This is a genomic window from Amycolatopsis sp. NPDC023774 (assembly GCF_040639695.1).
Taxonomy (GTDB): Bacteria; Actinomycetota; Actinomycetes; order Mycobacteriales; family Pseudonocardiaceae; genus Amycolatopsis.
Genome location: NZ_JBFAAJ010000023.1, coordinates 16,203 through 36,448 on the forward strand (window position 1 = coordinate 16,203; position 20,246 = coordinate 36,448).

Here is a 20,246-nt window from a genome sequence, read left to right on the forward strand (position 1 = left end):
CCCAGGCCGCGGCGAGCGCGTTCAGCGGATCGATGGGGTCGCTCGGTGGCAAGGTTCGGACCGCGTTCGACCCCGGGATCAAGGCGGTCCAGAACTTCAACTCGGGTTTCAAGTCGAGCGAGTCGGCGGCGAGTGCGTTCACCGGTCGGATGGGTACGGTCGGCGGGGCGGTGAGCTCTGCCTTCAACACCGGCAAGTCCGTAATGAAGGACTTCGGCAGCATCGGCTCGTCGGTCGCCAGCAAGGTCAGCACCGCGTTCACCACCTCGGCCCAGACCGCTCAGGCCCGGTTCACCAAGGCGTTCGCCACGATGCGCTCGGGCGCGGGCGGCACCATGGGCGCGGCACACCGCGAGGAACAGTTCCGCGTTCCGGCTCAGCTGCGGGTTCGACGAACTCTCGGCTTCCCTCAGGAATCGTGTGAGCAGTGGTTTCTCGTCGCCGATCGTTCGCAGCCGCGCCTGGTCCTCGGGGGTCACGTACGGGTACTTCTCCACCACTACGTTCTGGTAGAAGGGATCCCGCGTGGTCGCCAGTCCCAGCAGGACGTCGAGCTCGTTGATCGCGGAGAAATCACCGGCGTTCGCGCCACGGTATTCGGCGTTGCCCACGCGATAAGTTTTGAAATACGGGCGCACGTTGAAGAAGAACCGCTCCACGTCCAACGTATTGGAGAGCGTCCGGTTGAACCGAAGCACATCTTCCAGCGCCGCTCGCGCCGTCTCCAGCAAATACGCCGAAAGCGGGCTCGACACCCCGATCGGCACAACGCGGCGAACGGCCTCGGCGGCGCGTTGGTAAGCGAAGACGGCCAACCCGTTGTTGGTCAGGAAGACAGCCTCGTCCTCGAGCGAAGTGAAGGTCTGGAACTGTCCGCCACTGGCGGGGTTGTACATCGCCTGGTGCGCGAAAACGAACCGCGGCGCCACGCCCAGCGAGGACCCGAGCAACGATGCCAGCGCCCAGGCGGACGACAGCTCCTCGGCACCCGGCCCAACCGATTCGTGCCTCCGGCAGGCGGCGAGGTGGTAGCCCACCATCCCGAGAAGCTGATACTTCTCCCGCTCTACCACGGGGAGCGCGCCCTCGTCGAGGATGCGGCCGATCAGGTGGTGACCTTCGGCGACGATGGCGTGCTTGAGCTCGTCCAGCTCGGGACGGCCGTCGAGGACCTCGCGCCGCTCGGCGAAGTACGCCTCTTCCAGCGCGGTGTTGTACTCGACGAACTCGTTCCTGATCCACCGGTCGAACCGGGCCACGGAAGTCGTCACCGCGCCGAGGATATCCGCGGTGCTACAGCCGGTCGAGCCCGCCGAGCATGCGGTCCAGCACCCGCGTGCGGGCTTGGGCGTCGTACGCGCCGACCGGCGGGTGGGCGTACAGCAGCTCGTCGTCGACCAGTTCCTCGACGAGCTCGCGCGCGGTGCCGATCGAGAGGTTGAGGTACGCGGACAGCTCGGCGACCGACACCGTGGACACGCACAGCTCGCACGCACTGCCGTAAGGCTCCCGCAGCAGGCGGCTCAGCCGACGGCCCAGCTCGGTGGTCGAGACCAGTGTCTCCAGCGCTAGCTCGTGACTGACGTGCACGGGCGTGCGGGTACGCGCGTACGGCCGCACGAGCGGCAGGTCGCCGGGTTCGCCGGCGCCTTCGGCGGGGTCGGACACGCGGTGCCGGCCCGGTGTCCCGTCCGGCTCGGTCATGCCACCACCTCCTCGCGCTCTAGTGGCAGTACAGCACCGTGATCACCACCGTGCCAACTCCGCGCGGCAAACTCTGTCCGAAGTGGACTTGAGGCGGACCTGAAAACGACGGCGGCCGGGGCGCGGCGCGAACGCTGCACCCCGGCCGGCCGGGTGGAGGTGATCAGGCCGCTTCGGCCTTGGCACGCGCCTTGTGACGCCCGCGCAGGTCGAGCTCGATCTGCTCGAGCGTGCGGCCCTTGGTCTCGGGGACCAGCCACTTGGTGAGGCCGAACAGCACGACGTTGATCCCCGCGAACAGGAACATCGAACCGCCGAGCCCCAGTGCCCCGGGATCGGAGATGATCGGGAAGATCGCGCTGATGATGCCGGTGGCGGCCCACAGCACCACGCTGCTGATGCCCATGCCCGCCGCGCGGACCTTGAGCGGGAACACCTCGGCCATCATGACCCACACGACCGCGCCCCAGCCGAGCTCGTAGCCCACCAGGTAGAGCACCATCGCGACGAGCATCAGGATGCCCTTGGTGGTCACGTCGTCCACCTCGATCACGATGAACCCGGCCGCGACGAGTGTGATCACCATGAGCACGTTGCCGATCAGCAGCAGCGGCTTGCGGCCCCAGCGGTCGACGACGAACACCACCCACGCGGTGAACAGGAACTTCGTGACACCCAGCAGCACACCGGACAGCAGCGCCGCCTGCGTGGCGAAGCCGAGGCCGATCAGCATGGTCGGGAAGTACGCGTTGACCGCGTTGACACCGCTGAACTGCTGGCCGACGGCGAGCAGCAGAGCCACGATCAGCATCGGCCGGACCATTGGCGCCCACAGGTCGCGGAAGCGCGTCTTGGCCGATTCCGCGTCGAGGCGGATGACCTCGCGGATGGTGCTGATTTCCTCGTCGACGTTCACCGAGGTGCCGTGCGAGCTCTTGAGGACCGAGCGCGCGTGCTCTTCCTGGCCGTTGGCGACCAGCCACCGCGGCGTCTCGGGCAGGAAGATCAGGCCCACGAGCAGGATCACGGCCGGCACGACGGCACCGGCGAACATCAGCCGCCAGTTGCCGGACGGGCCGAGGCCGTAGCTCACGAGGAACGCGATCAGGATGCCGAGCACGATGAAGATCTGGTTGAGCGCGCCCATGGCACCGCGCTGGCGGGCCGGGGCCAATTCGGACAGGTAGGTCGGCACCGTGGACGAGGAAAGTCCGATGCCGACGCCGATCACGAGCCGCGAGATGATCAGCAGCGCGAAGCTCGGCGACGCGCTCGCCGCGACCGTGCCGATGATGACGATGACCGCGGCCACCATGATCGTGCGGCGCCGGCCCAGCTTCTCGTTCATCCGCGAGGAGAAGATGGCACCGATGATCGCGCCGACCGAAAGGCTGGCGGTGATCACGCCCTTGTCCCACCCGGTCAGGTTCCAGGTCTTGCCGATGAACGGCAGCACACCCGAAATGACACCGAGGTCGTAACCGAACAGGATGCCGCCGAGGGCACCGAAGAAGTACAACGTGGTCCTGTTGATGGGCCGCCGCGCCGCGGCTGTCTGTGTCATTGCCGAGCCGTCTCTTTCTGGGGCTGGCCGGCCGGTCCGGTTCGCTGGGGGGTGGCCAGCGCCGTCGGGCCGAGCATGGTGGGTCTCGAATAGCCGGGTTTCCTGGCTGGGCGCGCCGGAGTTTCACAGCGCAGGGCTGCGAAACGGCTGGTTCCCCCGCGCGCAACGCCTTTCCTCGTCACGGGCCGTTCAGCCGCCAAATCCGCCGGCGCGTTCCGACGAACTTCGCCGTACACATTCACACGCGGCCCATCCGTGGGCAATACACCGGCTGATAACTATTCAGTCACGTGACTGGCATTCACATATGTGGACACGGTAGGGGCGAGAGTGCCCAGGTCAGGCGCAGTGGTACAGACAATGCGGATTTCCGGTGTCGTCTCGGAACCGCGCGCATACGCCGTTCGTCGTACGGTGTCGTCTGGTCGCCTGGGGAAGACGAGGTACGCATGGGTGCGGGATTCGAAGTCGTTCCGGCGACGGTGAGCGAGGCGGCGGGTCACGCCCACCGCGCGGCCGCGACCGTGCGCCCGGTGGACCTGGCCGGCCCGCTCAGTGGGATGGCGACCGGAATGCCGGGTGGCACGAGCGTGACGGCGGCGGCGCAGCTCAGCGATGTCTGGCACGAGGCCGTGCCGCGGTGGGCGACCGACACGGACGCGTACGGCGAACAGCTCGACGACGCCGCGCGCGGCTACCGCGGCACCGAGCGGCAGGCCACCGACGACGTGAACGGGGCGGGCCGGTGATCACCTGGGGGGATGTGCGGAGCTGGCACGCCGGGTCGATCGGCACGGTGGCCGATCTGGTGAACCAACGCTGCGAGCAGCTCCTGGCCGCCGACAGCGACGTCGAAGGCATGTCGCGCCTCGACGGCTGGACCGGTGACGCCGCGACAGCGGCGCAGGCTCGCGGCACCGCGTTGACCACGAGGCTCGAACAGCTCGTGGCCGAGGCCTCGGCCGTTCGACGCGGAGCACACGAGACGCAGCTGGCCGTGGAACGGATCACCGCCGACGTCCGCGACACCGACGATTTGGCCTCGCACAACGGGTTCGCCATCGACGACGGCGGCTGGGTCACCACCGTGCCCGGCCCGGGAGCGCTTCCCGACGAGCGGATCCGCGTCGAGCTGTCCGACCGGATCGAGCAGATCCTGCGCCAGGCCACCGACGTCGACGCCGATTTCGCCGGCATCCTCACGCGCGCCGCGCGCGGCGAGATCACCGACCAGGGTGCCACCTCGCTCGCACAGGCGGCCGACGCCGGCACTGCCCAGAGCGGCCTGTCCACCATCGGCCCGCCGCAGGGTGGCACACCCGGGGACAACCGCGCGTGGTGGGACAGCCTGTCGACCACGGAGCAGGGCACGATCCTGCGCGACAACCCGGACCTCGTGCGCAACCTCGACGGCGTCCCCGTGAAGGACCGCGACGCCGCCAACCGCGTTGTCCTGCAACGGGAAATGACCCGGCTGCGGAACGATCCGAGCGGCGACGCGAAGGCCAAGCTGCGTGGGCTCACCGAGATCGACAACCGCCTCAACGACACCGGTCCGGGCAAACCGCAGGCGTACCTGGTCCAGCTCGACACCGGCGGCGACGGCAAAGCCGTGGTCGCCGCGGGAAATCCCGACACGGCCACGGATGTCGCGACCTACGTGCCCGGCACCGGCAGCGAGCTCTCGAAGATCGGCGGCGACCTCGGACGCTCGGACAAGATGTGGCAGTCGGCGACGATGGCGGGCTCGCCGTCGGCGTCCGTGATCACCTGGGTCGGCTACGACGCGCCCGATGAGCTGTGGGACGCGGCCGGCGAAAGCTATGCGGACCACGGAAAAGCCGACCTCTCGAAGTTCGAGGAAGGCCTGCGCGCATCGCACGACGGCGCGCCTTCGCACAACACCGTGCTCGGCCACAGCTACGGCACCACCGTGGTCGGCCACGCCGCGCGCGATGGTGGCCTCGCCGCCGACGAACTCGTGTTCGTCGCGAGCCCGGGCGTCGGCGTCGACCACGCGAACCAGCTGCACCTCGACGGCGTGCCGCGGGACCAGGTGGCGCAGCACGTGCACTCGACCCTCGCCGAGCACGACATGATCAAGGTCACCAACGTCGGCGTCGCCGGCCACGACCCGCTCGGACCGAGTCCGGCGGGGTCGGGCTTCGGCGGCCAGGTCTTCGACTCCGCGCCCGGCACCAAGGGCCCGTGGTACGAGGGCGGGCTGTCCGGTGCGGCGCACAGCCAGTACTGGGAGGACAACAACCCTTCGCTGCGCAGCTTCGGCCGCATCATCGCGGGGAAGCCGGGGTGAGCGCCCGCCGCGCGCTCGCCGCGCTGACCGTCTTGCTGACCTGCGTCGCCTGCTCCCCCGGAGGTGGGGCCATGGAAACCACGATGACCGAGAAACAAGCCCACGACCGGGTCGAGGACTACGTGCGCGCCGCGTTCGAGGCGCTGCCGGGCACGGCGTCGCGCACCTTGTTCTCGCAGAACCGGTCCGAGTGCACGGACCCGACCGACGACGGCCCGCCCGGGCGGTTCGAGATCTCGGTGACGTACGAGATCACCGGCGTGCAGGTGGCGGCGTTCGGTGAGCACGTCGACGCCGTCGTCACCTGGTGGCGGGCGCACGGCTTCACCGTCGTCACCGATCGGCGGCCGACCGACCAGTACGTGTTCGCGCGCAACGCTTCCGACAGCTTCGACATGTCGATCCAGGCCAACGAGCTCGGCAAGCTGTACCTCGGGGCGACCTCGCCGTGCGTGTGGCCGAACGGGGTGCCGGAAGCCGCGGGGGAGCCCTCGGAAACCGTTGTGGCCGCGGCGCCTGAGCCTGAGCCTGAGCCCGCTCCGAAACCGCAGCCGCGTCCTCGTCGTGCGGCGGTGGACGACGAGGACTTCGGCGAGACGAACTGGTCGGACGGCGGCACGGCCTTCTGACTCAGGCGGACCGCACGGCGGAATAGCCGCCGTCGACGCTGAGCGTCGTGCCGAGGATGTTCAGCGCGTCGTCGCTCGGCAGGAAGAGCACTGCGTTCGCGATCTCTTCCGGCGTGCTCGCGCGCCGCGACGGGATCGTCGCGAGCATCGGCCGCACGCACTCCAGGGCCTGGTCGGCCATGCCGTCGAGGCCGTTGATGGAGCCGAGGTTCACGATCGCGCCGCTGCCGCGCGCGGCCATGCCCGGTGCCAGCAGGCCGGTGAGCAGCATCGGCGCCTCGACGTTCACGGCGTGCGCGGCGTCGATGAGCTCTTCGACCAGATCGGCGGTGGACGACGGGAAGATCAGCAGGGCGGCGTTGTCGACCAGGATGTGGAGCCCCCCGCCGGCTGCCCGTTCGGCGTCGCGGCCGCTCACCAGCACGTGGGCGCCCTCGGCGGCGAACGCGCGCGATGGCGACGCCGATCCCGCCCGTCGAGCCGGTGCCGAGCGCGGTGCGGCCTTCGAAACGTGAGGTCACGGTAATTCTTCCGGTCTCGGAATGGACTGGCGGGTGCGACCGTGCCCGCGCTAAATTGGACTGGTAAGTCCAGAAAGGTGTGCCCGTGACCCAGACACTCACCGCCAAGGGCGCCGCCACCCGGCAGCGCATCGTCGAGGGTGCTGCCGAGGAGATCCGCGAACGCGGCGTGTTCGACACCACGCTCGACGACGTCCGTGCGCGCACCGGCACCAGCAAAAGCCAACTGTTCCACTACTTCCCGGATGGCAAGGAGCAACTGCTGCTGGCCGTCGCGGAGTTCGAGGCCGAGCGCGTGCTGGGTTCGCAGCAGCCTCACCTCGCTGCGCTGAACACGTGGGAGGCGTGGCAGTCGTGGCGCGACACCGTGGTGGCGCACTACACCGAGCAGGGGCAGTTCTGCCCGCTCAACGCCGTGATGTCGCAGGTGGGCCGCAACACCCCGGGCGCGCAGGCGGTGTCGACGCGGCTGGTGGAGCGCTGGCTCGCCGAGCTCGCCGCGGGCATCCGCCACCTGCAGGCGGCCGGCGAGGTCGGGGCGTCGGTCGACCCTTCGCGTGCGGCTTCGGCGCTGCTGGCCGGGCTGCAGGGCGGGGTGGTGATGCTGCTGTCCACGGGGTCGTCGGCGCACCTGGAGGCCGCGCTGGACGTGGCGATCGAGAACCTGCGGCGGAGCTAGTTTCGGATCGGGATACTGCGAAACGTGCGCGGTATCCTGGGGGTATGGAAACAGTCGCGGATCCCGAGGTCGTCCGGGCGTTGCGCGCGCTGGCCAACCCCGTGCGACTGCAGCTGCTTGCCTGGCTGCGCGAGCCCGCGCGGCACTTCCCGCTCGACGGCGGGGTGCTCGACGTCGGCGTGTGTGTGAGCCATATCCAGGCGAAGGCGGGCCTGGCGCAGTCGACGGTGTCGGCGTACCTCGCGGAGCTGGAGCGCGCGGGCCTTGTGCGGTCCACGCGGGTGGGGAAGTGGACGCACTACCGGCGTGACGAGGAGCGGATCGCCTCGCTGGTTTCCGCGCTGGGGCAGACGTTGTAGGTCTGGTGCGGTTCGGCTCGGTCCTCTTGGTTGCGTGTCATATCGTAATTCTGCGATACCCCGATGTGTGACGCGAGGAGAGGCTGTGGACGGGCTGGGGAAGTTCGGGATCTGGACGTTCGACTTCGAACACCAGCCCGCTGGTTCGCTGCGAGAATCGGTGCAGGAGCTGGAAGGACAGGGCTGGCGCGCGATCTGGGTCCCGGAGCTGCTGGGCCGCGAAGCCCTGACGCACGCGGGTTTCCTGCTCGCCGCGACCGAGCGCATGCACGTCGTCAACGGCATCGCGCAGATTTGGTCCCGCCAAGCGCGGTGGACGCAAGGTGCCGCCCATCTGCTCGCTGACGCCTATCCCGGCCGCCACGTCCTCGGCCTCGGCTACGGCGGCGCTTCCCGGTCGGACGTCAAACCGCTGGCCGCCATGGCTGCGTACCTGGACGAGATGGACGCCGTGGAAAGCCCGAACCCCGCGCCGGCTCAGCCGGTCTGCCGCGTCCTGGCCGCCTATGGACCCAAGATGCTGCGCTTGGCCCGCGACCGCGCTGCCGGGGCCCACGCCTACCACGTCACCGTCGACCACACCGCGCAAGCACGCGAGATCCTCGGCCCGGACGCCTTCCTGGGCGTCGAGCACGCCGTCCTCTTCGAACGCGATCCTTCGGTGGCCCGCGCCACCGCGCGGGAACACCTCGCGCCCTACCTGACGTCGAAGTACAACGTCGCCAAGTTCCGCCGCCTCGGCTACCCCGAAGCCGAGATTTCGCACGGCGGCTCCGACCGCCTCATCGACGCTCTCGTCTTCTGGGGCGACGTCGACACCGTCGTGGACAAGCTCCGTGGCCACCTCGCGGCGGGCGCGGACCACGTCGGCATCCAGGTCATCGGCACCCCGCCGGGCACGTCGGCGATGCCGCACTGGCGCCGCCTCGGCGAAGCCTTGCTGCCGGAGAACTGAGCCCGAAAACGCCGACGGGCCGGCTCGCCGCCGTCGCGAGCTGGGTGCGGTTCTCGGCGATCCGGGACGTCGCTCGCCGCACTCGGCTGCGACGTTGCTCACTTAGCCTCGGCGGAAACGGTAAGGGGCCGATCGTTGTCCGGGTGGGTGTGACTCGGTCCGGCCTCGCCCCGCGTCCGAAGCGGACTACGCCGGCGCGGCCTCGGCCATGCCGCGCTGCCGCTGCTCGGTGAAGTGCCGCTGCCGGGACGCCGGGCCCGAACCGTCAGCGGGCCGGTTCACCGCCGTTGCGCAAGCCGTGTTGAGCTGCGCTCGGCGGAACCGGAGCCGCAAACGCCGACGGGCCGGCTCATCGACCGAAGTCGGTGAACCGGCCCTGCGCGACCCGGTTACCCGGGGTCTGAGACGAGGCTCAGGCGTTCTTGACGGCCGAGATCTCGAACTCGAGGGTGATCTTGTCGGACACCAGCACGCCACCGGTTTCGAGTGCGGCGTTCCAGGTGATGCCGTAGTCCTTGCGGGAGATCGTGGTCGAGCCGTCGAAGCCCACGCGGTCGAGGCCGTACGGGTCCTTCGAGGAACCCTCGAACTCGAACGGGATGGTGATGGACTTCGTGACGCCCTTGATGGTCAGGTCACCGGTCACGTCGAAGCTCGTGTCGCCGGTCTGGGTGATACCGGTGGACACGAACGTGATCTCGGGGTACTCGTCCATCGACAGGAAGTCGTTGCTGCGCAGGTGGCCGTCGCGGTCGGCGTTGCGGGTGTCGATGCTGTGCGTCTTGATGGTCACCTTGGCGCTCGACTTCGCCGGCTCGTCGCCGTTGACGGAGAAGGTGCCTTCGAACTCGTTGAACGCACCGCGCACCTTGGTCACCATGGCGTGGCGGGCGACGAACCCGATGCGGCTGTGGGTGCCGTCGATGGTGTAGTCGCCGGTCAACTGGGGGTAAGTGGTGGTCGCGCTGGTCATTTTTCTACTTCCTTCGGTTCGCTCCCCCAACCACTTGGTTGAGGGCTCAACTGGACTCTAGCCCACATAACCTGATTGCGCGAGCAAGTATTCCGGTAGACTGCCCGTATGGTGGACAGAGTGCCGTTGAGCAGGGAAGAAGAGGCCGTGTGGCGGCCGTTGACGCGGATCATCACCGTGTTGCCGCGCGTGCTGGAAGACCATTTCGTGAACGAGACCGGCATCTCGATGACCGACTACACCGTGCTCGTGTCCCTGTCCGAGGCCGAGGAGGGGTGGCTGCGGCTGTCCGATCTGGCCAAGGCCACGGCACTCTCGCTCAGCCGCATCAGCCGCGTCGTCGACAGCCTGGTCAAGCGCGGCCTGGTGGAGAAGGTCAAGTGTGAGAGCGACGGCCGCGTGGCCAACGCGTCGCTCACCGAATCGGGCCGCTCGAAGCTCGCGGGGGCCTATCCGGGGCACCTCGCGCGCGTACGGTCGCACCTGTTCGACCACCTGGCCCCCGAAGAGATCCGCGGCGCGGGCCCGATCCTCGCGCGGGTGGCCGCTGCGCTGGAGCCGGACGGCGCCCAGCCGTGCCCAGAGTGACCGCAACCCTTCGACGAAAGTGGTGACATGACCGCCGACAAGGGCGAGTTCAAGCGCGACCAGAACTATCTCGCCGACCGCATCACCGCCGACGGCCGCGACGGCTGGCCGGTGGAACCCGGCCGCTACCGCCTCGTGATCGCCCGTGCCTGCCCGTGGGCCAACCGCGCGGCGATCGTGCGCCGGCTGCTGGGCCTCGAGGATGTGCTGTCCATGGGCATCTGTGGGCCGACGCACGACCAGCGCAGCTGGACGTTCGACCTCGACCCGGGCGGGCGCGACCCGGTGCTGGGCATCGAGCGCCTGCAGGAGGCCTTCTTCAAGCGCGACCCGCAGTACCCGCGCGGCATCACGGTGCCGGCGATCGTCGACGTGCCCACCGGCCAGGTCGTGACCAACGACTTCAAGCAGATGACGCTCGACCTGTCACTGGAGTGGCGCGCGTACCACCGCGAAGGCGCCCCCGACCTGTACCCGGAACACCTGCGTGCCGAGATCGACGACGTCGCCGACAAGGTGTTCCACGATGTGAACAACGGTGTGTACAAGGCCGGTTTCGCGGGTTCGCAGGAGGCGTACGAGAAGGCGTACAACGCGCTGTTCGCCCGCCTCGACTGGCTCTCCGAGCGCCTCGCCACCCAGCGCTACCTGGTCGGCGACACGATCACCGAGGCCGACGTGCGCCTGTTCACCACGCTCGTCCGCTTCGACGCCGTCTACCACGGCCACTTCAAGTGCAACCGCGAGAAGCTCGCCGAGATGCCGGTGCTCTGGGCGTACACGCGCGATCTGTTCCAGACTCCCGGGTTCGGCGACACGATCGACTTCGACCAGGTCAAGGAGCACTACTACGTGGTGCACCGCTCCATCAACCCGACCGGCATCATCCCCGCCGGACCTGATCTGTCAGGCTGGCTGACTCCGCACGGCCGCGAGGAGCTGGGCGGTCGTCCGTTCGGCGACGGAACCCCGCCGGGGCCGCCGATCGAAAGCGAGAAGGTGCCCTCGCTGGCGGCGTAACGCGTTTCGCCGCTGCTGGGCCCACGAGGGCAGCACCCTTACCCGGGGTCCCCGGACCTGCGCTGATGTCGCCGGTCCGGGGGACGTCCGCGGGTAGCGTCGCGCTCATGACGAGGGTGGTGTTCCTGCTCGCTCCTCAGGCGTACCTGCTGGACATCGCGGGCGCGGCCGACGTGTTCCTCGCCGCGCGCTCGCTGGGCCTGCCCTACGAGCTGGCCTACTTCGCCGAGGAACCCGACGTGCCCACCGCCGAGGGGCTGCCGGTGCGCGCCTCGACCCGCGTCCCCGTCCTGGGCCGCGACGACATCCTCGTGGTCCCCGGCGGCGCCGGCTTCACCCCGGGCGTCGCCCCCGCCATGCCGCGCGGGCTCGACCTGCTGCGCGTCCACCACTCGGCGGGCGGCCTCGTCGCAAGAGTCTGCGCGGGCACCGTCGCCCTCGCCGAGGCGGGCCTGCTCGACGGCCACCGCTGCACCACCCACCACGACCTGCAGGACGACTTCGCCCTGCACTACCCGGCCACCACCGTGGTCCGCGACGTGCTCTACGTCGTCGACGACCGCGTTGCCTCCTCCGCCGGCATGGCCAGCGGCATCGACCTGGCGCTGCACCTCGTCGCCACCGCCCACGGCCCCGGCGTCGCGGGCCGCATCGCGCGTTCGCTCGTCTTCTACGCGCGCCGCAACGGCCAGCAGCCCGTCACCGGCGCGCTCCGCCACCGCAACCACCTGTCCGACCTGGTGCACCGCGTGCAGGACCTGATCGAGACGCGCTACGCGGAACCCTTGCGGCTTTCGTCCCTGGCGCGGGAACTGGGTTGCAGTGAACGGCCGGTCACGCGGCATTTCGTCGACGCCGTGGGCATGACCCCGTTGCGCTATCAGCAAACGCTGCGGTTGGAACACGCCGAGCACCTGCTGGCCGAGGGGTCGACCCTCGAGGCGGCGGCCCGTAGCGCCGGCTTCGCGGCCCTGTGCTCACTGCGGTCGCTGCGGAAGTCGAAGGAACCGCAGCACCAGTAGGTTTCGTCCCTGGTGGATCGAGGGACGTGCCGGCGCTCGATCGGCGCCGGCCCACCCACCCGAGAGTTCCTTACACCGCAACCCGTCCGCCGTCCACCGGCAGCACCGCGCCGTGGATGAAGCTCGCGCCACCGGTCACCAGGAACACGATCGCCGCCGCGATCTCGTCCGGGCCGGCGGGACGGCCGGCGGGCGCGAGCGACGCCAGCTGGTCCAGGCTTTCACCCATCCCGGCCGTGCCTTCGGTGCGTGTCGGGCCGGGGCTGACGGCGTTCACGCGCACGCCGCGCGGGCCGTACTCCGCGGACCACGACTTCGTCAGCAGCTCGAGCGCCGCCTTGCTGGAGCCGTAGAGGCCCATGCCCGCGGCGCCGAACTCCGCGACCATGGTGGACACGTTCACGATCGACCCGGCACCGCGCGTGGCCATCGTCGGCGCGAGGGCCGCGACGAGGAAGTACGGCGCCTTCACGTTCAGCGCGTACACCGCATCGAAGTCCTGCTCCGACGTGTCCTCGGTGGGGCCGAAGGGGAACACGCCGGCGCTGTTCACCAGCACGTCCACGTGACCCGTCACGGCGAGGGCGCGCGAAGCGAGGTCCTGCGCCGAAGCCGCGTCGGCGAGGTCGGAGGCCAGGAACGCGGCCTGCCCGCCCTCGGCGACGATCTCCTTCACCACCTGCTCACCACGGCCGGCGTCGCGACCGCTCACGAGCACGTGGGCGCCCAGCGTCGCCAGAGCCACCGCGGTCGCACGCCCGATGCCGCTCGTCGCGCCCGTGACCAGAGCCGTGGTTCCCGACAGTTCTGTCGTCATTTCAGTCACTTCTCCCGAGTCCGGCCGCGCCGTGGTGCGCAGCCGCCTCGTTCAAGCGAAACGGGCCGATCAGCCTTCCGACCTGGCGATACGCCTCGCTTATGACCCCTATAAGACGTCCAGTGCCGCGACCAGGTGCCCGAGGTCACGCCGGTGCGACGACGCCGGCCACACGGCCCACGTCCGTCTCACGAGCGGGGATCCGAGCAGCGGACACCACGCCAGGTGCTCGGGGATGGGCTGCGTCCAGTTCGGCGGCGCGAGCGTGAACGCGCCACCCCCGCTCACGGCAGCGAACTTGAGCTCGGAGATCAGCGAGTGCCCGGCCGTCGTATCGGGGCCGATTTCGAGCCCGTGCGAACGGAAGATCGCGGTCACCTCGTCGTGCCACGCCGGGCTGCCCTCCCGCGCGAACCCGATCCACTCCAGCCCGACCAGCGCGTCGAGCCGGATCCCGTCAGACCCGCCGAGTTTGTCGGCCAGCTCCTTCGACAGCAGCACACCCAGCCTCTCCTCCAGCACCAGCATCGCGTCGAACTCCGGCCCCACCGGCCGCTCGCGCACGAGGCCCAGCTCGAGCTCGCCCTTCTGCAACAGCTCGAACTGCCCGGTCGTCGCCGCGTGCACCACCTGCACCCTCGTGCCCGGAAACGCTTCGGCCAGATCGGCCAGCGCCCGCGACATCAAATCCGGCGGCAACTCCAACGGAAGCCCGACGCGCAACAGACTCCCGGACGCGTGCCGCGTCACCGCCGCCACCGCCTGGTCATGCCGCGCCAGCACCGCGCGCGCCTCACCCGCCAACGTCATCCCCGCCTCGGTGGGCTGCACCCCCGCGTTGCTGCGGACCAGCAACTGCACCCCCAGCTGCCGCTCCAGCGCCTGCACCGTCTGCGACACGGCCGGCTGGCTCACGTGCAGCCGGCGCGCCGCCGCCGACAGCCCGCCCTCCTCGACCACGGCGACGAACGCACGCATCTCCCGGATCTCCATGGTGGCTATCGCACCACGGCTGTCCATGGGGGTGGGTGGCAGCGTCTCGGCGCCGGAGCGGGGTGGAGGAGCCAGATTGCTTGGCACTCCCGGGGCCCGGTGACCCACCAATCCAACGGTTACCTTCCGGCCGTCACGCAGCTCAGCCACCTCGGGAACGCACCGCTCAGCGAGCCAGCCATCTCTGCCCAATGGTCACCGATCGGCAGACACGACTCCCGACTCAACCACCTGACAAAGCCGTCGGTTTCTCCGGCTGACATCTTATTTCAATCTTTTACCTTTGCCATTTACGGATTAAAAGATCAAAAGATTACCTGGTAATGACTCCCCGAAGTTTCAATTGTCACGACGGCTCGGGGTAGCTTGTCAAGGCGGGAAAGAGTACCTCGACAAGCTACCCCGAGCCGTGTGGGTTCACCTTCGTCGGGGGCGGCCGGGGAAGGGTCGGGGGGTTGGCTCAGGAGATTTTGGGCTTGGGTGCACCCGCCGTCTGCTTCGGGAGATGGGTTTGGCCGGTGGACAGTGGGGGGCTGGTTGTCGGTGTGGGCATATTGCAGATTGGCGGCGCAACCGGTGTACTTGGGGTGTTACTCCAGAACTGAGAGGACCATTGCCCTCAGTTCCTCCATGCTCATCGGTGTCCCATCATCGTCCACTGTGATCAGTTGGCCCAGCCGTACAGCATCGGGTGAGCTGTAATCTAATCCGCCGCTCAGTTCGTGCGCAGTCTTCAGCAAACGTGCCGCGTCCTTCGCTCGGCCGGTGCGAAGAGCGTGATCCGCGATCCCCACAACCACTTGTGACAAATACATCGCGTCGCCGGTTGCGGTGGTCAGGTCGAAAGCGGTCCGACGCTGGGTTGCCGCGGCGGGGAGGTTGCCGTTGTCCGCAGCCACGAATGCGCGCGACTGTGCCATCAGTGCCCGGAACAGGGGATGCAAGGGAAGGTGCTGAACCAGGCCTTCCGCTTGATCGAAGAACCTCGCCGCAGCATCGGAGTCGCCACGCCACCGTGCCAGGTCGCCCTTGGCTTGGGCCAGGCCGGCGAGCGCGTCGGGGGAGATCACCACGGCCGCATGGCGGTCGGCGGCTGAGAGGGCGGCTTCGGCGGAACCGGGGTCCCCCTTCAGCCAGAGGAGATGGGCTTGCCGCCCCCAGATGTGGAGGACGTCGTCGACGGTGCCGATTTCGGTGAGGACGTCGATGGCTTCGGCGTAGTGGTCGACGGCTCGGTGCAGTTCGCCGTTGCGGGCGATGATTTCGGCGAGGCTGCTCAGCGCGAGGGAGTGGCCCCATCGTTCGCCGGTGAGGCGGAACAAGCGCACGGATTCTTCGAGGTCGGTTTCGGTGGAGGCGCGGCCGTGGCCGGTGTTGAACTGCAGGCGGGCACGGGTCAGGTGGGCGTGGGTGCGAAGCCAGGGGTCTTCGTCGGTCAGGAGGGTGTCCAAAGTGTCCAGACGCGGGGGTGCGCCGGTTGGGGTGCCGGACAACAGCTGTTCTAGCGGGACCATGAAGCGGAGCGCGGGGTGAGCGCGGGGGCCGCCTTCCGTCAGTGCCAAGGCGGTGTGGATCCAGGACTCGGCGGAGCGGTCGTCGGCCAAGCCGGCCGTGGAGAAGAGGACGCAGAGGGCGTTGGCGGAGGCGCGGTCCTCGTTGTCCACTTCGCCGGCGACGGAGAGGGCCGCGACGATCAGGTCCATGCCTTCGGTGCGGTGGCCCCCGAGGAGCCAATACCAGCCGGAGGCGACGACGAGGCGGATCGCGGTCGCTGCGTCGCCTGCCGTGATGGCGGAGCGGACGGCGGAGGTGAGGTTGCCGTGGTCGGCAGTGAGACGGGGAAGCCATTCGAGCTGTTCGGCGCGGCGCAGGTGGGGGTCGGCGGCTTCGGCGAGCTGGGCGAACCAGGTGGCGTGGGCACGTCGCAGCAGCTCGCGTTCGCCGGCTTCGGTGAGGCGTTCGAGGGCGTAGGCCTTGATCGTTTCGAGCATGGTGTAGCGCGGTTCGGGGGTGTCCGAGACAACGACGAGCGACTTGTCGACAAGGGTGGTGAGCAGGTCCGGAGCATCCTCGGTGCCGCAGACCGCGGCGGCGGCCTCGGAGGTGGCGCCGCCGGAGAAGACGACGAGTCGGCGGAGCAGGGTGCGCTCGGCGTCGGACAGGAGTTCCCAGCTCCAGTCGACGACGGCGCGCAGGGTGCGGTGCCGGGGGAGCGCGGTGCGGCTGCCGGCGGTGAGGAGGCGGAAGCGATCGTCGAGGCGGGCGGCCAGCTGGGCGATGGTGAGGGAGCGCAGGCGCGCGGCGGCCAGTTCGACGGCGAGGGGCATGCCGTCGAGGGCGCGGCAGATGCGGGTGACGGCGTCGACGGTGGAGGCGTCCACTTCGAAGCCCGGGCGCACCGCTGCGGCGCGGTCCATGAGGAGACGCACGGAAGCGCAGGTCATGGCTTCCGCGACGCTCGCGTCCTGCGCCGGCACGGCCAGCGGTTCCACCGGCCACAGCGCTTCCCCCGTGACGGCGAGCGGTTCGCGGCTCGTCGCGACGATGCGCAGGCGCGGGCACTCGCCGAGGAGGCGTTCGGCCAGTTCGGCGGCGGCGTCGATGACGTGTTCGCAGTTGTCCAGCACCAGCAGGGCTTCGCGGCCGCGCAGGGCGCCGACGGCCCGGTCGATCGGCGAGCCGCTGGTGGTCAGGCCGAGCTGCCCCTGTTCTCGCAGGCCGAGGGTGGTGAGCACGGTCTGGGTGACGTCGGCACCGCCGGTGATCGGGGCGAGCTCGACGAGCCAGACGTCACCCGGTGCACGGTCGCGCAGTATGCGGGCGGTTTCGGTGGCCAGGCGCGTTTTCCCGGCGCCGCCCGGACCCGTGAGCGTCGTCAGGCGGTATTCGGCGACGAGCTTGGCGACCTGGGCGACGTCGTCGTCGCGGCCCACGAAGCTCGTGAGGCCGGCGCGCAGGTTGCTGCGCGGTTCGTCGTGACTGTCCACCCGGGAGTCGCGCAGGATTGTGGTGTGCAGGGCGGAAAGCTGCGCCGACGGGTCCGTGCCGAGCTCTTCGGCGAGGGTTTTGCGAAGGCGTTCGTAGGCGGTCAGCGCATCGGCGGGCCGCCCGGCGGCGCACAGAGCACGCATGAGGGCCGCGGTGAGGCGCTCGCGTAACGGATGTTCCGACAGGAGGATTCTGAGCTCCGCGGTCAGTTCCCCGCCGCCGCCCAATCGCAGCGCTGCCTCGGCGTGGTCCTCCGCCGCGCCCAGCCGCAGCTCGGTGAGCCGGGCGAGCGGGGCTTGGAAATAAGCGCCATCGGCTTGAACGGGACCCCGCCACAGGTCCAGCGCCGCCCGCAGCAGCGTGACGGTCTCCACATCGTCCCCGTGCCGCGCCTTCGCGGCGAGCTCCTCGAACCGCGTTACGTCCACGCTCGCCGAGAGCCGGTACCCCGCGGACGTCGACTCCAGCGTCACCCCGGCCTTGCGCAGCCGCGAAACGAGCGCCTGCAACGCGTTGGCCGTCGCCGGCGGGTGCTCGCCCCACACCGCGTCGATCAGCCGGGCCGCCGGCACCTCCCGGCCGGGCTCCAGCGCCAGCGCGCTGAGCAGCGCCCGCAGCCGCGCACCCGCGACCTCGACGGGCGCGCCGTCGTCCGTCCGGACCTCGAGGGGGCCGAGCAAGCTGATCCGCACCGTTCGATTCTGCCCACTCCGCGGCGCCGGCACCTCGGGGAGATCCCCGGAATTCCAGGGCTCGCTGGGCCTCGATATCCGCGCGGACCGGTGCGGATGGCGGCGATCCGCCGTCGACGAGCGGATCGCGGCAGATCCGGCCCTTGAGAACTCGCCCGGCGGTTCTGCTCGAGAATTACCCTGGTTATTTCGGTGAGTTACGTTCGGTGAGCTTCCGAGGACGACGATGAGTTACCCGCCGCAGCCGAACGGGCCGTATCCCAGCGGCCCTACCCCTAGCAGCCGTACCCGCAACAACAGCCCTACCCGTACCCGCAACAGCCGTACCCGCAACAGCAGTGGGCCCAGCCCGGCAACCCACCGCCACCACAGCAACCGAAGAAGCGGAGCCTCCTCTGGCTTTGGACTCCCTGGGGGGCGTCGTGGTGCTGGCTGCCGGCGTCGGTTCACGGGCTTCGTCGCACCCGGGTTCTTCCTGAACAAGAACCATCCGGTCGGCGCCGCCCGTACTCTGCCTGAGCCGCAGTTCATGAACGAGTTGCTCGGCAAGCTCAACGCCCACGACCTCGCCGGAGCCGCCGGGTACGTGTGCGAGTCGGCGGACGAGAGCCCGGCGTCGCTCGTGAACGGGCATTTCGCGGACCCGAACGTGGGGCACTACCGCATCCGACAGGTCGAGCCGCTGCACGAGATCACTCAGTTCGTGCACGTCGACTCGGACTACCCCGGAAACCCGACGCCCCGCCGCGCCACGTTCATGCTGCGGAGAGGGCCCGACGGCGGGTTCTGCCTCTTCGGCATCATCTGACCGGCGGCGACACTCCACGGCAAGCCGCGTCGTTCCCGGGGGTTGGCGTGGTTGGTACCTACAGTGGCCGGGTGACTACGCCAGCGCAGCACAAGCGCGAGCAGGCGACGGCGCGCGTCGCCCGGGTGCAGGAAAGCATGCGGGCGCGGCTGGATGCCCTGCCGGAAGCCGGGGACGAGCGGACGCGTGCCCTCGACAGCCTGGTCACCGCGGCGGAGGACCTGCTGCGCACGGAGCACGAGGTGGAGATCGCGACCGAGCAGGTGCGGGCGGCGAAGCTGGAGGCGCAGCGGGCCGGCGCGCAGCGGCTGTCGCTGTACCTGGCGGCGGCGCCCGCCACGGTGGGGATGGTCGCCGGCGCGCTGATGCTGTTCGGCGGCATCAGCGCGGTGTGGATCCTGTTCGCGCTGCCGCTGCTCGGCGCCGGGCTGCGGATCGCGCTCGGGCCGCTCGGGCCGACGCCCCGGATGGTCGACCGGCGCCTGCGCGCCGCGTACGCGGGGGCGGCCGCGGCGGGGCTCACGGCCGCGTCGCTGCTGGTCCCGGGCGCCGTGCAGACGATCCTGGTGGTGCTCGCCGCGGTCGCGACCGTGGTCACCGTCGTGTTCCTGGTGCAGGAGGTCCGATGACCTACTCCGAGTACTACCCCGACACCGAGTACTACCCCGAAGGCGAGGAGGAAACGGACAGCCAGTTCGAAGCGCTGTCCGACACCGTCGACGGCATGCAGGAAACCGTCGTCGACCTCGAGTCGCGCACCGGGCGCGAGCTGACCGAGCTGCGCGAGACCTTCGAGTCCTTCTCCGACGCCCAAGCCCGCCACGAGTCCCGCCTCGACCTGGCCACGCGTCAGCTCGAACGGCTGCGCCAGCGCCTGCAGCTGCTCGAACGCGCGGTGCGGGTGTCGGAGAAGGTGCCGGTGGTGGACCTCGACGACGTCGGGCCCGCGTTGCGCAAGCTCGCCGCCGACGCCGAGCGTCGCCACGCGCTGGCCGCGCAGCTGATGACGGCCAACCAGCGCCGTCCGTACGAAGAGGACATCGCGCGGCTGCCGCAGGCGCGCGAAGCGTTGGCAGAGAGCGAAAACGCGCTCATCAACGTGCTCGCCACCCTTGCCACCACCCAGCACGGCGACGAGAACCGCGGCAACGCGCCGGCTCGACTGTCCGAAGTGGCCGCACGTCGCCGCGGTGTCCTCGACCGCCTGCTGCCCGCCGCAGTCAAGGACGCCGAGGCCGCGCAGCAGGTACTGACCGCGGACGACGTCACGCGCACCCGCGTGCTGCCCCAGATCGAGAAGTCCGAACGCGACTGGGAAGAGCTGCACTCCATGCTGCGTGAGCGCATCACCGACGCGATCGGCTCCAGCGCGCTGCTGCCGGTGTGGTTCACGCACGCGTTCGGCGTCGCCCCGCCGTCCGGGGCGGCGGGCGACCGGTGGATCCGCGCGGCGACGTCGGCGCTGGCCTACCGCGTGACCCACGGCGTGACCGACCAGGCGCTGCCGCTGGGCGAGCCCCCGGGCGACGACACCGACTGGACCCAGCCGCAGTGGTCCTGGCGCGCCCGGCTCGAGCAGGACATCGAGGACCTCGACATCAGCGGAGACTGACGGCGGCA

Annotated in this window: 19 protein-coding genes and 1 pseudogene; 12 read left to right on the plus strand and 8 right to left on the minus strand. The window is 69.7% G+C overall.

What is annotated here, in order from left to right; all coding sequences use genetic code 11:
• Positions 1–332: 332 nt before the first annotated feature.
• The 3 genes and pseudogenes from AB0F91_RS33940 to AB0F91_RS33950 all read right to left on the minus strand — a co-directional run.
• Positions 333–1,271, minus strand: a pseudogene (locus AB0F91_RS33940) (monodechloroaminopyrrolnitrin synthase PrnB family protein); the annotation flags it as partial.
• Between the two features lie 22 nt (positions 1,272–1,293).
• Entirely contained in the window at positions 1,294–1,704 is a 411-nt protein-coding gene (locus tag AB0F91_RS33945) for a DUF742 domain-containing protein (RefSeq protein ID WP_360604238.1), read from the minus strand.
• Between the two features lie 163 nt (positions 1,705–1,867).
• The gene (locus tag AB0F91_RS33950) at positions 1,868–3,268 is read right to left on the minus strand and encodes a sugar porter family MFS transporter (protein WP_360604240.1); all 1,401 of its coding nucleotides are present in this window, start codon (positions 3,266–3,268) and stop codon (positions 1,868–1,870) included.
• Between the two features lie 449 nt (positions 3,269–3,717).
• Here AB0F91_RS33950 and AB0F91_RS33955 point away from each other — a divergent pair, with 449 nt between their 5' ends.
• Genes AB0F91_RS33955 through AB0F91_RS33965 form a run of 3 tightly spaced genes read left to right on the plus strand, consistent with a single transcriptional unit; the run spans position 3,718 to position 6,211 of the window.
• Positions 3,718–4,017 carry a hypothetical protein gene (locus AB0F91_RS33955; RefSeq protein ID WP_360604242.1) on the plus strand — a complete coding sequence of 100 codons (300 nt, stop codon included), beginning with the start codon at positions 3,718–3,720 and terminating at the stop codon, positions 4,015–4,017.
• Positions 4,014–5,582: an alpha/beta hydrolase gene (locus AB0F91_RS33960; protein WP_360604244.1), complete on the plus strand. Its 1,569-nt coding sequence runs from the start codon at positions 4,014–4,016 to the stop codon at positions 5,580–5,582. The genes AB0F91_RS33955 and AB0F91_RS33960 overlap by 4 nt, the downstream gene beginning before the upstream one ends.
• Positions 5,579–6,211, plus strand: a complete 633-nt coding sequence (locus tag AB0F91_RS33965; RefSeq protein ID WP_360604246.1) for a hypothetical protein — start codon at positions 5,579–5,581, stop codon at positions 6,209–6,211. The genes AB0F91_RS33960 and AB0F91_RS33965 overlap by 4 nt, the downstream gene beginning before the upstream one ends.
• Position 6,212: 1 nt before the next feature.
• On the opposite strand, the gene AB0F91_RS33970 is transcribed toward AB0F91_RS33965, so the two are convergent.
• Positions 6,213–6,635: an SDR family oxidoreductase gene (locus tag AB0F91_RS33970; protein WP_360604248.1), complete on the minus strand. Its 423-nt coding sequence runs from the start codon at positions 6,633–6,635 to the stop codon at positions 6,213–6,215.
• Between the two features lie 182 nt (positions 6,636–6,817).
• On the opposite strand from AB0F91_RS33970, the gene AB0F91_RS33975 reads away from it, so the two are divergent.
• The 3 genes from AB0F91_RS33975 to AB0F91_RS33985 all read left to right on the plus strand — a co-directional run bounded on the left by AB0F91_RS33975 (position 6,818) and on the right by AB0F91_RS33985 (position 8,725).
• Positions 6,818–7,411: a TetR/AcrR family transcriptional regulator gene (locus AB0F91_RS33975; protein ID WP_360604250.1), complete on the plus strand. Its 594-nt coding sequence runs from the start codon at positions 6,818–6,820 to the stop codon at positions 7,409–7,411.
• Positions 7,412–7,455: 44 nt separating this feature from the next.
• Positions 7,456–7,770 carry a metalloregulator ArsR/SmtB family transcription factor gene (locus tag AB0F91_RS33980; RefSeq protein ID WP_285970061.1) on the plus strand — a complete coding sequence of 105 codons (315 nt, stop codon included), beginning with the start codon at positions 7,456–7,458 and terminating at the stop codon, positions 7,768–7,770.
• Positions 7,771–7,855: 85 nt separating this feature from the next.
• A complete protein-coding gene (locus tag AB0F91_RS33985) occupies positions 7,856–8,725 on the plus strand; it encodes a TIGR03620 family F420-dependent LLM class oxidoreductase (protein ID WP_360604253.1) in 870 nt (289 codons plus the stop codon).
• A 412-nt stretch (positions 8,726–9,137) separates the two neighbouring features.
• Here the strand turns inward: AB0F91_RS33985 and AB0F91_RS33990 are convergent, their stop codons facing one another.
• On the minus strand, positions 9,138–9,698 hold the full coding sequence (locus tag AB0F91_RS33990) for a YceI family protein (RefSeq protein WP_360604255.1): 561 nt from the start codon (positions 9,696–9,698) through the stop codon (positions 9,138–9,140).
• A 108-nt stretch (positions 9,699–9,806) separates the two neighbouring features.
• Here AB0F91_RS33990 and AB0F91_RS33995 point away from each other — a divergent pair, with 108 nt between their 5' ends.
• The 3 genes from AB0F91_RS33995 to AB0F91_RS34005 all read left to right on the plus strand — a co-directional run bounded on the left by AB0F91_RS33995 (position 9,807) and on the right by AB0F91_RS34005 (position 12,328).
• Positions 9,807–10,286 carry a MarR family transcriptional regulator gene (locus AB0F91_RS33995; protein WP_360604257.1) on the plus strand — a complete coding sequence of 160 codons (480 nt, stop codon included), beginning with the start codon at positions 9,807–9,809 and terminating at the stop codon, positions 10,284–10,286.
• A gap of 27 nt (positions 10,287–10,313) precedes the next feature.
• A complete protein-coding gene (locus AB0F91_RS34000) occupies positions 10,314–11,306 on the plus strand; it encodes a glutathione S-transferase C-terminal domain-containing protein (protein ID WP_360604259.1) in 993 nt (330 codons plus the stop codon).
• A 107-nt stretch (positions 11,307–11,413) separates the two neighbouring features.
• Positions 11,414–12,328: a DJ-1/PfpI family protein gene (locus AB0F91_RS34005; RefSeq protein ID WP_360604261.1), complete on the plus strand. Its 915-nt coding sequence runs from the start codon at positions 11,414–11,416 to the stop codon at positions 12,326–12,328.
• 70 nt (positions 12,329–12,398) lie between these two features.
• Here AB0F91_RS34005 and AB0F91_RS34010 read toward each other — a convergent pair whose 3' ends face one another.
• From AB0F91_RS34010 to AB0F91_RS34020, 3 genes are all read right to left on the minus strand, one after another.
• Positions 12,399–13,145, minus strand: a complete 747-nt coding sequence (locus tag AB0F91_RS34010) for an SDR family oxidoreductase (RefSeq protein ID WP_360604263.1) — start codon at positions 13,143–13,145, stop codon at positions 12,399–12,401.
• A 108-nt stretch (positions 13,146–13,253) separates the two neighbouring features.
• Positions 13,254–14,138 (minus strand): LysR family transcriptional regulator, encoded by an 885-nt coding sequence (locus tag AB0F91_RS34015; protein ID WP_360604265.1) that lies wholly within the window; start codon positions 14,136–14,138, stop codon positions 13,254–13,256.
• A 590-nt stretch (positions 14,139–14,728) separates the two neighbouring features.
• On the minus strand, positions 14,729–17,818 hold the full coding sequence (locus tag AB0F91_RS34020) for a BTAD domain-containing putative transcriptional regulator (RefSeq protein WP_360604267.1): 3,090 nt from the start codon (positions 17,816–17,818) through the stop codon (positions 14,729–14,731).
• A gap of 529 nt (positions 17,819–18,347) precedes the next feature.
• On the opposite strand from AB0F91_RS34020, the gene AB0F91_RS34025 reads away from it, so the two are divergent.
• From AB0F91_RS34025 to AB0F91_RS34035, 3 genes are all read left to right on the plus strand, one after another.
• Positions 18,348–18,626 (plus strand): hypothetical protein, encoded by a 279-nt coding sequence (locus AB0F91_RS34025; protein WP_360604269.1) that lies wholly within the window; start codon positions 18,348–18,350, stop codon positions 18,624–18,626.
• Between the two features lie 71 nt (positions 18,627–18,697).
• A complete protein-coding gene (locus AB0F91_RS34030; protein WP_360604271.1) occupies positions 18,698–19,255 on the plus strand; it encodes a hypothetical protein in 558 nt (185 codons plus the stop codon).
• Positions 19,252–20,238: a hypothetical protein gene (locus AB0F91_RS34035; protein WP_360604273.1), complete on the plus strand. Its 987-nt coding sequence runs from the start codon at positions 19,252–19,254 to the stop codon at positions 20,236–20,238. Before AB0F91_RS34030 ends, AB0F91_RS34035 begins: the two co-directional genes overlap by 4 nt.
• The last annotated feature ends 8 nt before the right edge of the window (positions 20,239–20,246 follow it).

Bases quoted from the DNA above. Each gene is read 5' to 3' on its own strand.
- AB0F91_RS33995 (WP_360604257.1), top strand. From the start codon at position 9,807: ATGGTGGACAGAGTGCCGTTGAGCAGGGAAGAAGAGGCCGTGTGGCGG.
- AB0F91_RS34015 (WP_360604265.1), bottom strand. From the start codon at position 14,138: ATGGAGATCCGGGAGATGCGTGCGTTCGTCGCCGTGGTCGAGGAGGGC.
- AB0F91_RS34000 (WP_360604259.1), top strand. From the start codon at position 10,314: ATGACCGCCGACAAGGGCGAGTTCAAGCGCGACCAGAACTATCTCGCC.
- AB0F91_RS33980 (WP_285970061.1), top strand. From the start codon at position 7,456: ATGGAAACAGTCGCGGATCCCGAGGTCGTCCGGGCGTTGCGCGCGCTG.
- AB0F91_RS34025 (WP_360604269.1), top strand. From the start codon at position 18,348: ATGAACGAGTTGCTCGGCAAGCTCAACGCCCACGACCTCGCCGGAGCC.
- AB0F91_RS33955 (WP_360604242.1), top strand. From the start codon at position 3,718: ATGGGTGCGGGATTCGAAGTCGTTCCGGCGACGGTGAGCGAGGCGGCG.
- AB0F91_RS33945 (WP_360604238.1), bottom strand. From the start codon at position 1,704: ATGACCGAGCCGGACGGGACACCGGGCCGGCACCGCGTGTCCGACCCC.
- AB0F91_RS33990 (WP_360604255.1), bottom strand. From the start codon at position 9,698: ATGACCAGCGCGACCACCACTTACCCCCAGTTGACCGGCGACTACACC.
- AB0F91_RS34005 (WP_360604261.1), top strand. From the start codon at position 11,414: ATGACGAGGGTGGTGTTCCTGCTCGCTCCTCAGGCGTACCTGCTGGAC.
- AB0F91_RS34010 (WP_360604263.1), bottom strand. From the start codon at position 13,145: ATGACGACAGAACTGTCGGGAACCACGGCTCTGGTCACGGGCGCGACG.
- AB0F91_RS33950 (WP_360604240.1), bottom strand. From the start codon at position 3,268: ATGACACAGACAGCCGCGGCGCGGCGGCCCATCAACAGGACCACGTTG.
- AB0F91_RS34035 (WP_360604273.1), top strand. From the start codon at position 19,252: ATGACCTACTCCGAGTACTACCCCGACACCGAGTACTACCCCGAAGGC.